The 12,532-nt window shown below is 45.9% G+C and carries 12 protein-coding genes; 1 reads left to right on the top strand and 11 read right to left on the bottom strand.

Going from position 1 to position 12,532, the window contains the following annotated elements; genetic code table 11:
- The first annotated feature begins 227 nt into the window (after positions 1-227).
- A complete protein-coding gene (locus QYB97_RS00630; protein WP_301164025.1) occupies positions 228-1,826 on the top strand; it encodes a glycoside hydrolase family 10-like protein in 1,599 nt (532 codons plus the stop codon).
- Between the two features lie 161 nt (positions 1,827-1,987).
- Here the strand turns inward: QYB97_RS00630 and QYB97_RS00625 are convergent, their stop codons facing one another.
- The 11 genes from QYB97_RS00625 to QYB97_RS00575 form a co-directional block, all read right to left on the bottom strand.
- A complete protein-coding gene (locus QYB97_RS00625; protein WP_301164024.1) occupies positions 1,988-2,707 on the bottom strand; it encodes a LutC/YkgG family protein in 720 nt (239 codons plus the stop codon).
- Positions 2,704-4,134: a LutB/LldF family L-lactate oxidation iron-sulfur protein gene (locus QYB97_RS00620; RefSeq protein ID WP_301164023.1), complete on the bottom strand. Its 1,431-nt coding sequence runs from the start codon at positions 4,132-4,134 to the stop codon at positions 2,704-2,706. Before QYB97_RS00620 ends, QYB97_RS00625 begins: the two co-directional genes overlap by 4 nt.
- 25 nt (positions 4,135-4,159) lie before the next feature.
- Positions 4,160-4,876, bottom strand: a complete 717-nt coding sequence (locus QYB97_RS00615; RefSeq protein WP_301164022.1) for a (Fe-S)-binding protein — start codon at positions 4,874-4,876, stop codon at positions 4,160-4,162.
- Between the two features lie 113 nt (positions 4,877-4,989).
- On the bottom strand, positions 4,990-5,718 hold the full coding sequence (locus QYB97_RS00610; RefSeq protein WP_301164021.1) for a FadR/GntR family transcriptional regulator: 729 nt from the start codon (positions 5,716-5,718) through the stop codon (positions 4,990-4,992).
- 125 nt (positions 5,719-5,843) lie between these two features.
- Positions 5,844-7,061, bottom strand: coding sequence for a M20 family metallopeptidase (locus QYB97_RS00605; protein ID WP_301164020.1), 1,218 nt, complete (start codon positions 7,059-7,061; stop codon positions 5,844-5,846).
- A gap of 18 nt (positions 7,062-7,079) precedes the next feature.
- Positions 7,080-8,051 (bottom strand): P1 family peptidase, encoded by a 972-nt coding sequence (locus QYB97_RS00600; protein WP_301164019.1) that lies wholly within the window; start codon positions 8,049-8,051, stop codon positions 7,080-7,082.
- On the bottom strand, positions 8,051-8,608 hold the full coding sequence (locus QYB97_RS00595) for an ECF transporter S component (RefSeq protein WP_301164018.1): 558 nt from the start codon (positions 8,606-8,608) through the stop codon (positions 8,051-8,053). The genes QYB97_RS00600 and QYB97_RS00595 overlap by 1 nt, the downstream gene beginning before the upstream one ends.
- 27 nt (positions 8,609-8,635) lie before the next feature.
- Positions 8,636-9,490 carry an energy-coupling factor transporter transmembrane component T family protein gene (locus QYB97_RS00590; protein WP_301164017.1) on the bottom strand — a complete coding sequence of 285 codons (855 nt, stop codon included), beginning with the start codon at positions 9,488-9,490 and terminating at the stop codon, positions 8,636-8,638.
- The gene (locus tag QYB97_RS00585) at positions 9,487-10,359 is read right to left on the bottom strand and encodes an energy-coupling factor transporter ATPase (protein WP_301164016.1); all 873 of its coding nucleotides are present in this window, start codon (positions 10,357-10,359) and stop codon (positions 9,487-9,489) included. The genes QYB97_RS00590 and QYB97_RS00585 overlap by 4 nt, the downstream gene beginning before the upstream one ends.
- Entirely contained in the window at positions 10,356-11,213 is an 858-nt protein-coding gene (locus tag QYB97_RS00580) for an energy-coupling factor transporter ATPase (RefSeq protein WP_301164015.1), read from the bottom strand. Before QYB97_RS00580 ends, QYB97_RS00585 begins: the two co-directional genes overlap by 4 nt.
- Positions 11,173-12,531: an MFS transporter gene (locus QYB97_RS00575; protein ID WP_301164014.1), complete on the bottom strand. Its 1,359-nt coding sequence runs from the start codon at positions 12,529-12,531 to the stop codon at positions 11,173-11,175. Before QYB97_RS00575 ends, QYB97_RS00580 begins: the two co-directional genes overlap by 41 nt.
- Position 12,532: the final 1 nt, after the last annotated feature.

The following is a 12,532-nucleotide window of genomic DNA, read 5'->3' as shown; positions in this document are numbered from 1 at the left end:
CCCTCCTTAATTTCATATCATTCGTTACTCAGTTTCTAAAACCCTTTTTAAAACAAAAGGGAACATTTGTTCTTATTTTAGATTAGATAGACTTGCGCCGCAAGGGTCATTTGTAGGAACAACAATAAGAAATCTATGAACTTTTCCCTATTTCTTCGTTAGTAAATACCATCTATAATTATACTGTTATTACCATTTAATAGAAAATAAGGAAAAGAGGTTTTGTGATGTTATCAAAGAAAAAAGCAGGATCCCTGCTGCTTGCTGCTTTTCTTGGGAGCAATCTATTCCTCTCCCCCCAAGCTGTTAATGCTCAATCATCTCCTCATCAAGCCCAAACATACCCAAAACAAGAACTGCGTGCAGCCTGGATTGCCAGCGTAACCAATATCGATTGGCCTTCCAAGCCAGGGCTGTCCATTCCACAGCAAAAAGATGAATTTATCAGGTACCTGGATGAGCAAAAATCGATGAATATGAACGCGGTTGTCATGCAAATTAAACCGACTGCCGATGCGTTCTATCCTTCCCAATATGGTCTCTGGTCGAAATACCTGACAGGTGTCCAGGGCAAAGATCCTGGCTATGATCCCCTCTCTTTCATGGTGGAAGAATCCCATAAGCGTAACATGGAATTTCATGCCTGGTTTAATCCGTACCGCATTACCATGCCATTAGGCAAAACCGCTGAACTGTCCGATCTTGAAAAACTGCCGGCCGACCATCCGGCAAGACTTCATCCCGATTGGGTTGTTCCTTATGGACAGCAGCTGTATTTCAACCCCGGAATTCCTGAAGCCCAGAAGTTTATCATTGACGGTATCCTGGAAGTGGTAAAGAACTATGATATTGATGCCGTTCATATGGATGACTATTTCTATCCCTATAAAATTGCAGGTGTTCCTTTTCCTGATCAAGCCACATATGAAATGTACGGAAGCTCGCGCTTTGCCAATATAGAAGATTGGCGCCGCGACAATGTAAACCAGCTGGTAAAGCACTTGAATGAAGCGATAAAATTGGAAAAGTCCTACGTCAAATTTGGCATCAGCCCGTTCGGTGTATGGCGCAATAAAGCTGTTGATCCCACAGGCTCTGATACGGCTGCGGGACAAACGAATTATGATGATTTATACGCAGACACCCGAACCTGGATCAACAATGGGTATATTGATTATATTGCACCGCAAATTTATTGGAACATTGGTCTGCCGGTGGCGGATTATGCCAAGCTGCTTGATTGGTGGGCAAAAGAAGTTAGGGGCAAACCGGTCCAGCTGTATGTGGGACAAGCTGATTACAAAATCAATACGATTACCAACGGAGTATCCAACTGGCTGAACCCAGAAGAGATGCCCAATCAGTTGAAACTCAACCGCATGTATGATGAATTTAAAGGAAGCATGCATTTCAGTGCAAAGGATTTACGTAAAAACCCACTGGGCATTGCTGATCGCTTAACAAATGATATTTACAAATATCCATCACTTATTCCTTCCATGCCCTGGATTGATGATCAGGCTCCAGCGTCTCCAAAAATACGCGGAATAAGTTATAAAAATGAGACGGTATCTTTTGTCATCGAGAAGCACAATATGCACAGTGATGCCACTGCTTATGCCGTATACCGGTTTGAAGGACAGAAACCCGGCAGCATTGAAGATGCGTCACACATGCTGACGACCATTTACAGTCCCAAACAAAGGTACTTGTTCGCTGATCAAACAGCCGAAGCTGGAAAGATATATACTTATGTGGTAACGGCACTGGATCGAACACACAATGAAAGTAAACCTTCCAATAGTGCTAAAATAAAAACATATTAATAATCTACTTGATCAAAAATGCCACTTGTCATAGAGTGGTATTTTTAATGTTTTTATTACGTTTTGTATTAGTTATTTTCATATAAAAATACGGTACGTGAAATTATTTCATTGATTAAAGAAAGAGAGTCTCACAGCAAGCAAGGACTCTCTTCTGCTTTCTATTTATCTTCGACTAGAATGTAAACCGCTTTAACCGGTCCATGCACGCCGACAACGAGATTCATTTCAATATCAGCGGAATTGCTTGGACCGGTAATATAGTTGATGCATGAAGGTATGACTTCACCTTTGCGCACTTTTTCCCTTATGACTTTTGCGGCCTGTGTCATCCTCGGAACAATTGTACTTTTGGGTATGATGGCAACGTAAGTGGTTGGCAGCAGGCTTACGGAACGCCCGATGTCCCTGCTGCTGTAGAGAACAACTGTCGCAGATTCAGCGAGTGTCATTTCGCTGAAAGTCATTCCCACATTGGACCGTTCAGCCAATAAAATGTTTTCTTCCCCGATCTCCGCATTCCATTCGTAGGAAGGAATCTCGGCCTTTGGCAGCTCTTCTTCCAACAAAGAAAGCAAGCCGTAATCCTCAAATCGCTTATCTTTCGTACGGATCACCGGTCCTCCGCCCAACAGCATAATAACTTCTTTCAGCAATTGCGGCAAACGCTCAAGATTCGTCTCCAAAAAGTCGGTGTTTATTTTCGTGCAGTGTTCTTTAAGCACTTCAACCAGTTCATCCTGTGATGCTCCCTGAAGTACTTTTTGCTGCGGTTTATACTGGTATGCCGGTGTTTCCGGTTTTGTTAAAGGAGCTTCACGGCCGAGCCTGTGGGCAATATTTGCTAAAAAGGTGGATTGATTCTTGATGGTCCCTCTCATTTTTTGCTCTCTCCTTTTGCGCGGTTTTCAAACCAGTCCCTGAAGCGTTCTTTCTCAGGAGCTGGAAAATCGCGGATTTCTGTCCATGCTTTTAATGGTCCGGGACCTTTTTTAATGGATCCTTTATCTGAGAACGGCCCCATGGCTGAAGGAGCAAATTTCGAACCGATGTTATAGAGCGCCGGTGAAGCCGCCCCCAGGCCAAATGCCTTCATCGCCATTTTTTCGGAGATTGGTGCCCGTCCCTCCCTTTCCACAATCACCTGCCTGTGTTTATGCAGCAGTTCATGCAGCGGAATTTTTACAGGACAGGCGTCTGTGCAGGCCGCACAAAGAGTAGACGCATACGGAAGCTCTTTATAGTCGTCATACCCTCCCAATAGCGGTGAAAGAACGGCGCCGATCGGGCCTGAATAAATGGAGCCATACGAATGGCCGCCAACATGACGGTAGACCGGACAGACATTTACACACGCTGCGCACCGGATGCACTGGAGGACCGATTGAAATTCCGTTCCGAGTATGTTGGATCGTCCGTTATCCACGATAACGAGATGAAAATCATCAGGACCGTCCACCTCACCTTCGCCTTTTGGACCGGTCAGGGCTGTTATATAGGATGTTAGCCGCTGTCCCACCGCACTTCGGGTCAGCAGGCTGACAAGCACTTCAAACTCTTCATGGCCCGGAACAATCCGTTCCATTCCCATGACCGTAATTTGCGTTTTCGGCAACGTGGTTACAAGCCGTCCATTTCCTTCATTGGTGACCAGACTGACCGATCCGCTGTCGGCGATCGCAAAGTTGCAGCCTGTGATCCCGATATCCGCTTGCAGAAATTCCTTTCGGAGGATTCCTCTCACATGGGCAGTCAGTTCTTCAGGCTTTTCCGTGTTGGAATAGTTCAGCCGTTCTTTAAAAACATCACGGATCTGCTCTTTGTTCTTATGCAGGGCAGGCGCTACAATATGGGAAGGGGGATCATGGTCGTCCACCTGCAGAATGTACTCTCCCAAATCCGTTTCGATCACTTCACAGCCAACCGATTCCAGGGCTTCATTCAAATTAATTTCTTCTGTTACCATTGATTTAGACTTCACAATTTTCTTAGCTTTCTTTTCCTGTGCCAGCCGCTTCACATATTCTCTTGCTTCTTCTGCGGTTTCGGCAAAAAAAACGTGTCCGCCTTTTTGTGCTACATTTTCAGCAAGTTCATGCAAGTAATAATCAAGATTGGATAGTACATGCTGGCGGATTTCCTCGGCGTGCGAACGCCATTCTTCCCAGTTTCCCAGCTCATCTGCCGCGTTCAGCCGCCTCCCGTGAAGCCGCTCCTGTGCACTCGATACAGCTGCCCTCATGAAATCATCCTCAAGCCCTGTCTGCACCCGGTCTTTAAATGACTCTGATCCTATTTTCATTGGCATGGCTGCCACCCCGCTTCTGTTAAATTTATCGGCTGTTTAACACCTCAGCCACATGCATCACCTTGACCGGTTTTCCAAGACGCTGGATTCGTCCGCCAATATTCATCAGACATCCAGCATCCGAACCGATTAAATAGTGAGCGTTTGTACTCTCAATGGATTCCACTTTTTCGTCCACCATTTGTTCGGATATTTGCCCCATTTTCACCGAGAATGTACCGCCAAACCCGCAGCAGTTCTGCGACTCTGGCAATGGCAGCACTTCAAGGCCCTCAACATTATGTAACAGCACCTTTGGCGGTTCTTTTACCCCAAGCAGCCGTGTCATGTGGCATGAAGTATGATAGGTTGCTGTTCCATCGAGCCTTGCACCCACATCCTCCACTTTAAGCACATCAACAATAAACTGCGTCAGCTCAAAGGTTTTGTCTGCCAGGTTCTTCGCTTTTTCGGCCCACTCCTTCTCATCCTTCAGCACATGAGGATATTCCTTGAACATGGCTGCACACGAACCTGACGGCGATACCACATATTGCGCGTGTTCAAAGGCTTTAATCATTTTTTTCATGGCGTCTTTGGATTCTTTTACATAGCCGCTGTTATAAGAAGGCTGGCCGCAGCAAACCTGGGATCGTGGAAAGTCCACCTCACAGCCAAGGCGCTCAAGGACTTCAACCGTTGCTTTACCGACATTGCTTTGAAACATATCCACCAGACAGGTGGCAAAGAGCGCTACTTTCATTTTCATTCCTCCCTGATCAATCTGCAGGTCATCTGATGACTTTACCCTAGTATAGTACTTCCTGCTGCTGTTTTAAAGCGTTTACATAAAATCCGTGCAAAAAAACCTGACGGTCAGCTGCCAGGTTGTGATTGATTTACATATCTGTTCAATATTTTTTCTACATGCTCAAGGTGGCTCATCATAAAATTCTGTGCTTTAAATCCATTTTGCTCAACCACGGCCTCAAGGATTTGCGCATGCTCCCAGTGAAGACGCTCCATAGTTGTCTCTTCGGAATAGAGCCATATCCGGCGTGTTTCTTTCATCGTCTCCACCATCATGTCAGAGACAGTGTTCATGAGCTGGCCGAGCATGGGGTTCTTGCTGGCGCCGGCGATGGCCAAGTGAAAGTTAAGATCGGACTGTTCACCCAATTCCTTATTGCCAACGGCTTCCTTCATTTCCTTCAGTGCTTGTGTCAACGTTTCAATATCCGACTCTGTCCGATTTTCCGCTGCCAGTGCCGCTGCTCCGCCTTCCAGAATTTTTCGGACCTGCAGCAAATGCTTAATATCCTTTTGGTTCATAAGGATCGCCGTGGACAGGGGGAAAATCATGGCCGACGCGTCAAATTCCCGGACAAAGGTGCCTTCACCCTGCCGCATCTCCACCAGCCCCATAGCTTTAAGAGCCGTGAGCGCTTCGCGGATCGCAGAGCGGCCGACCTGAAAATTTTCTGCCAGCTGCTGTACAGAATCCAATTTCTCACCGGGCTTCAATTCCCCTTTTCTGATCATCTCATGAAGTGCTTCTGCCACTTCTTCATATATTTTTTTCGGTTTGATCTTTTGATAAGCCATTTGTGCACCTCTAGAAATATTTACCCTGCCACTCTACAATAGCGGAAGCAGAGCATAAAATCAATCAGATTCATCTGATGACCTTATGAGTAAAACCTGCAGTGGTAGCAGCTGCAGGTTTTGCATTACGAATTCAAAAAATTTAGCGCCGACAACGTATATAGCTGTACAGTTTCAATAAGCTGATCGATTTCGACATACTCATCTGCATGGTGTGGTATGTGCCGGTCGCCCGCTCCTGTGGTAATGATCGGTACACCAGCCATATGCAGAAACGTACCATCAGTAGCTCCCGGAACACCATTATAAACAGGCGTCTTACCAGTAACCTGGGTATAAGCCTGGGCAACAGCCTTAACGAGTTCATGTTTTTTTGAAGTCTCCGTCCATGGCCGGTCTTCAATGACTTCCATTGTCGCTTTAAAATCAGGATCCCGGCTCTTTAAAAGATTGATAATCTCATTTATTTCCTGCGTTAATTCAACATGATTCTGCCCGGGAACTGTCCGAATATCCAAGGCGGTCATGCACTGTGAAGGCACCACATTAATCTGTGGTTCCCCTTTCACAGGGCCTTGCACAATGGTTGGTGTTATGCTTGGATAGCCAAGAAACGGGTGGTTGCCAAGTCGCTCTTTTTCTTTATGTTCCAGTTCCTCAAGTGCGACAATCAATCGTGCCATTCTGGTATTCGGATTGATTCCAGTAAGCGGCATTGCCCCATGCGCCATCTTTCCGTACGTGTTTAAAATGATGCGCATGGCTCCCTTTTGAGAGATGCAAAGCTGGTTCTCTTCTGGTTCACATATAATGGCGCCATCCACTCCCTCGGCCCATCCATTTTTAATAAAGTCCTTAATTCCAATCATCATGCCTTCTTCATCACACGGAATGCATAAGATAATTTTCCCTTTAAACTGTGCTCCTGACTTTTTTATTGTATGTACAGCACAAATGGCAGCTGCCAGGTTTCCTTTTGTATCACACGAACCCCTTCCGTAAATTCTTCCATCCACAGTTTCCGCTCCAAAAGGATCATATTTCCAACTCTCATGATCTCCTTCGGTAACCACGTCCGTATGACCCTCGAAAAGAAGCGTTTTTCCAGGTATACCAGAATCATAGATGGCAATCACATTCGGACGTCCTGGCACTACCTCTTCATAAAATACATCCATACCCATGTCACTTAAATAGTCTTCAAGATAGTTAGCCACCTTTTTTTCGTTTCCCCCGGAGGCAGGCCTGTACACACTGGGTATTTGTATGAGCTGCTGCGTCAAGTGTACGACTTCGCTCTTATCAACAAATTGAAACACAGATTCAATCGTCCTCGAATTCATACAATCCATTCTCCTTTCTTATTTCTTCACCAAATCCCTAAAAGCCGGGAAACCATCAATTCCTTGAGCCTGCTTAATGGCAGCCACAACGGCTTCCGTCATTACTTCAGCGGCAAAGGTTCCAACAAGATCAACGGATGCATCAACTTCCTGGGTAGCAGCTGCAAAGATCGTATCTCCATCCATCATGGTATGCACCGGGAAAATGGTTCTGGCCAGACCATTATGGGCCATGGATGCTACTTTGGCTGCCTGGCTTTTTGTTAACTTTGCATTGGAGGCAACAACGCCTATCGTCGTGTTTGTTCCTGGAAGGAGCGGGATGGTTGCTTGATTGACCATTAAATCCAAACTGTTTACTATTTTTCCCTGATCATCTCTGGCACCTGCCAGTACACTTCCCTCGATAGGATCTCTGACTTCCCCGACTGCATTTACGGCAACAACGGCACCAATGACTAATCCACCTGGAAGAAGACGTGAAGAAGACCCGATTCCACCCTTCATTGCCCAATGAAGTCCCGCAACTTTTCCAACCGTTGCACCGCAGCCTGCACCAGAGTTTCCCCAAGGCAGGTCTCCCCGTTTTGCAAGAGAAGCAGCCTCATATCCCATCTTTCCGTCAGGGCGTACTGAGGCATCTCCAACCGGTAAATCAAACAACACAGCAGCAGGAACAATAGGTACAACACCAGCACCAACGTTCAGCCCAATACCCTTTTCCTCCAAAAATTTCATGATACCGCCTGCCGCATCCAATCCGTAGGCACTTCCTCCTGCTAAACATATAGCGTGAACATGATCTACCAGATTCAAAGGATCCAGTAGATCCGTTTCTCTTGTTCCTGGAGCGGATCCCCGAACATCGACTCCACAAACCGTTTCTCTATCGAACAAAATGGCCGTACAGCCTGTACAAGCTTGGCGATCTTCACTATGGCCAACTGCAATTCCAGGGACATCTGTGATATTTTGATAGTTTTTTCCCACTACAGCTCTCCTGAGATTTTAGATTTCTTATTCGTCCCATGATCAAGCTTCTTCCATGCCACCACAATAGCAAGAGTAATAATTACCGACACAATTGCTTCCGGAATACCGTTAGTCAAAGCAATGGTGACTGCCACACCAGGAGCAATATACCCCCGTATTACCGCAATAAGCAAAACAAGAAGCGTGTTTGTGATGGCCCCGATAAAACCAGCTACTCCTATCGCTGTAATTTCATTTACTCCCTTTAACGATCTGTAGGCGAGATACGCTGTAACCCCGATGAACAGTCGGGGCACAATCGCCACTAGCGGATCCTTAAATAACGGTATGGTGGCATCCAAAAACGATGAAACACCGAAGATAAGTCCGATGACAAGCCCCACAAACGGTCCCTGCATGACGCCGCCAATAATTGCCGGGACATGCATGATTGTCGCATTGCCTGCAGCAGTTGGCACCGGAATAAACCCTAAGCGGGTAACGCCAAGCAATATGGCTATTGCCCCCAATACACCAGCCGTAACAATTTTTCGCGTTGTAAGACCTTTCTCCATTTCAATACCCTCCTTTTTATATTCCGTCTAATAAGGAAACGGAAATGCCAGCAGCACGATTGCAAATACGATACAAAATATTAAAGCAGCGTAATCGGTTCGGTAAGCTTTATACTTTTTGGACACCGACCGTTGACTTCCGGGAACATAGCATCGGGATTCCATCGCCAGCACGAGATCTTCTGCCCGTGACATGGCCACATTAAATAAAGGGATAATAATAGGAAAAACGTCTTTTGTGCGCTGAACGATTCGCCACCATGCCCCAGTTCCAAATTCTGCACCACGGGACGCCTGTGCTTTCATCATCTTTTCCATTTCCAGGGCAAAAGTAGGCACAAAGCGGAGCGCGATAGTGATAATGAGGGCAAATTCATGAACCGGAAATTTCACTGTACGCAACGGACGGAGGAGACTCTCTATTCCGTGCGTGATTTGTGTAGTAGACGTGCTTAATGTCAAAACACTGCTTAAAAAAATGATTTCAACAAACCGAAGGGCCGACACGACCACAAGCCGGATGCTGTCGGTGGTAATATGAATAAACCCGTAATTCAAGAGTACTTTCCCTCCGGAGGCCACTTCACTGTAAAATAAAAGCTGTAGAATAGCGAGAATCAGAATAAATGGAATGGCTGGCTTTACACCCGATAATCCATAGGAAATGGGAATACGTGATACGTAAAACAAGAGACATGAGAGCACCAGCGCCAGAAGGTTACCGCCATAGGTAGCACAGACTGCCATGGAGATAACCAGGAGAGTAAACGATGCTAATTTGATGCGCGGATCCATACGGTGAATGATAGATCCCGTTGGTACGTACTGGCCAATTGTAATATTTCGGGTCAGTTCGAATTCAAAACCAGCTATTTTCTTCATCTCCCATCTTGCCGAAGAACGGCAATAATCTCTTTGGCCGCTTCTTCCAGCTGATACGCATTTGGCCGGACAGCGAATCCCTTAGCTTTCAGTTGTCCCAAAATCTCAACTGTGTCAGGGGCTCCGATATGATGCTTCTTGAGGGTATCAGCTTCTCCGAAAACCTCCTCCGGAGTGCCTTCAACAAGATTCCTGCCATCTGCAAGCACATAAATCCGGCCGGCCAAGTAAGCTACTTCCTCCATGTTATGAGAAACAAAAATGATGGTTATCTTTTCCTGCTCATTAAGCGTCTTCAACTTTTCCAACAGCTCATTGCGTGAACGGGGGTCAAGGCCGGCAGTAGGCTCGTCCAACACGAGAATATCCGGCCGCAGCGCAAGGACTCCCGCAAGCGCCACTTTTCGCTTTTGTCCCCCGCTCAATGCATAGGTGGCCCGGTCTTTCATTTCATCAAACGAAAGTCCAACCACTTCCATCGCCCACTTTACACGATCTCTTACTTCTTTAATGGGAAGCCCCATTTTAAATGGACCATATGCAATATCGTCTCCGATGATCTTTTCAAAGATTTGATCCTCTGGATTTTGAAAAACCAATCCTACTTTTCTTCTCAGCAACCGGATATCAAGCTTCGGATCAGAGAGATTCATTCCATCAACAACTACTTCTCCTGACTGCGGCCGCATCAACCCGTTAACATGCTGAATTAACGTCGATTTTCCCGAACCTGTGTGGCCGATAACAGCTATACATTCTCCTTTGTTTATCTTTAAGCTCACCCCTGACAATGCATGATGCTCGAGGGGGGTGCCTTTCATATAAATATGTTGGAGGTGCTTCACTTCCAAAATGGGCTGCTCAGTCAAAAAAATGTCACCTCCCTTTGTGATAGTCTGACGACTTCCTTAATGATCTCATCGTTATGAATCAACGTCCCATTGAAGTCCTGATAATGGGCTTGGATCTTCCTTGCTATCTGGCTTGCCACCGGAACATCAAGATGAAGCCGTTTCAACTGCTCTGCCTGTTGAAAAATCTTATGGGGAGCACCGTCCATAATGATTCGCCCCTTTTCAATCACAATCACCCTGCTCGCCTGTGCTGCTTCGGACATATGGTGTGTCACCGAAATGATCGCCATGCCCTCGTCATTCAGCTTCCTCACTACCTTTAGTATTTCATTTCGTCCGTGGGTATCCAGCATGCTTGTTGCTTCATCCAGCACTAAACAATCCGGTTTCATGGCAAGTATCCCTGCGATGGCCACACGCTGTTTCTGGCCGCCGGACAAATAATGCGGGGGCCGGTTCCGAAACTCATTCATACCAACTGCGGTTAACGCAAAATCAATACGTTCTTGCATTTCAGAAGGAGGAATTTCAAGGTTCTCCAGACCGAAAGCCACATCATCTTCAACAATGGTCGCTACAATCTGATTGTCTGGATGCTGAAATACCATGCCTACTTTTTGTCGGATTTCCCGTATGCTTGACCGCTCTTTTGTGTTCCATCCATTAACAATTACATCACCTGAAACTGGTGTTAAAATGCCGTTTAATTGCTTGGACAATGTGGATTTTCCCGAACCATTATGTCCGATGATGACCACATATTCGCCAGGACTTACTTCAAACGAAATATCATGAAGCACCCCAATCTTTGTTTGATTAACAACATACTCAAATGAAAGGTTTTTCACCTGAATCAGCGGCTGCGCCATATGATCCCCCCTTATCGGAAGAAAGTTCAGTTTCTTTGGACGCGTGTTTTTTGATGGTAATAACGAGTACAAAACAAATGAGCAGACAAATGCTTAAAAAATACAGCCCTGATTTTGTACTGCCGGTGCCTTCCTTTAAATAGCCAATCATGTAAGGACCAACAAAGCCCCCTAAATTTCCAATGGAGTTAATCAGCGCAATCCCAACAGCAGCTGAAGCTTCAGTTAAAAAGAGAGCCGGCAGTGACCAAAACGGTCCAAAAAAACTATAAATTCCGATGGTGGCAATGGAAAGCATGAGGATTGAAACATAGGGATTGGAAGTTAAACCCGAACCGATTAATCCGAGCGCGCCAATTAATGGCGGTAAAGCCGTATGCACCTTTCGTTCTCCTGTCCTGTCGGAACGTCTTGCCCATAAAATCATGCACAAGCCTCCTGCAATATAGGGCACCATGGATATCAAACCAACCTGTGTGTTGGACAGCAAAGATGAAAAGGATTGGATGATGGTAGGAAGCCAGAATCCGACACCGTAAAGCCCGACAACAAGTGTGAAATAGATAAGGGACAGTCTCCACACTTGAGGATTGCTGAGCACTTGTTTGTTGGTTAATTGCCCCTCTTTTGACTTTTGGTCATTCTCCCGCTGGATTTCTTTTATGAGCCACTCCTTCTCCTCCTTTTCCAGCCATTTGGCTTCCTGCGGCCGATCCGTCAGGTAAAAGAAGGTGACAACACCAATTAAAATAGCTGGAATTCCTTCCAGAACGAACATCCATCTCCAGCCAGCCAAACCGCCCCACTGAATATGGTCCATGATCCAGGTGGATAATGGAGCTCCGATAATGTTGGAAGCAGCAAGTGCTGTCATAAACAGAGCAAATGCACGTGCCTGTTCTTTTCCTCTGAACCAATAGGTAATATACAAAATAATGCCCGGAAAAAAGCCGGCTTCCGCCACACCAAGCAAAAAACGCAAGACATACAACTGGCCGGCGTTTTGGGCAAATGCGGTTAAAATTACAACAACTCCCCAGCTGAGCATGATCCGCGCAATCCATTTTCTTGCTCCTACTTTATGGAGCAAAATATTGCTTGGAATCTCAAAAAGGAAATAGCCGAGAAAGAAGATTCCGGAGATTAATCCAAACGTGGAACTGGCAAGCGCCAGATCCTCATTCATGTCCAGCGCAGCATACCCAAGATTCACACGATCAAGAAAAGCGATGATATAAAGCAGAAAAATAAATGGGATAACCCTCCAAAACACTTTTTTTGTAGAGCGTTCTTCCAATGAGATGTTCGGCTGGTCCATC

Source organism: Fictibacillus fluitans (assembly GCF_030418125.1).
Lineage (GTDB): Bacteria > Bacillota > Bacilli > Bacillales > Fictibacillaceae > Fictibacillus_C > Fictibacillus_C fluitans.
This window is presented reverse-complemented; position numbering and strand designations above follow the sequence as displayed.

Bases quoted from the DNA above. Each gene is read 5' to 3' on its own strand.
- QYB97_RS00630 (WP_301164025.1), top strand. From the start codon at position 228: ATGTTATCAAAGAAAAAAGCAGGATCCCTGCTGCTTGCTGCTTTTCTT.
- QYB97_RS00625 (WP_301164024.1), bottom strand. From the start codon at position 2,707: ATGAGAGGGACCATCAAGAATCAATCCACCTTTTTAGCAAATATTGCC.
- QYB97_RS00620 (WP_301164023.1), bottom strand. From the start codon at position 4,134: ATGCCAATGAAAATAGGATCAGAGTCATTTAAAGACCGGGTGCAGACA.
- QYB97_RS00595 (WP_301164018.1), bottom strand. From the start codon at position 8,608: ATGGAGAAAGGTCTTACAACGCGAAAAATTGTTACGGCTGGTGTATTG.
- QYB97_RS00610 (WP_301164021.1), bottom strand. From the start codon at position 5,718: ATGGCTTATCAAAAGATCAAACCGAAAAAAATATATGAAGAAGTGGCA.
- QYB97_RS00615 (WP_301164022.1), bottom strand. From the start codon at position 4,876: ATGAAAGTAGCGCTCTTTGCCACCTGTCTGGTGGATATGTTTCAAAGC.
- QYB97_RS00580 (WP_301164015.1), bottom strand. From the start codon at position 11,213: ATGGCGCAGCCGCTGATTCAGGTGAAAAACCTTTCATTTGAGTATGTT.
- QYB97_RS00575 (WP_301164014.1), bottom strand. From the start codon at position 12,531: ATGGACCAGCCGAACATCTCATTGGAAGAACGCTCTACAAAAAAAGTG.
- QYB97_RS00590 (WP_301164017.1), bottom strand. From the start codon at position 9,490: ATGAAGAAAATAGCTGGTTTTGAATTCGAACTGACCCGAAATATTACA.
- QYB97_RS00605 (WP_301164020.1), bottom strand. From the start codon at position 7,061: ATGAATTCGAGGACGATTGAATCTGTGTTTCAATTTGTTGATAAGAGC.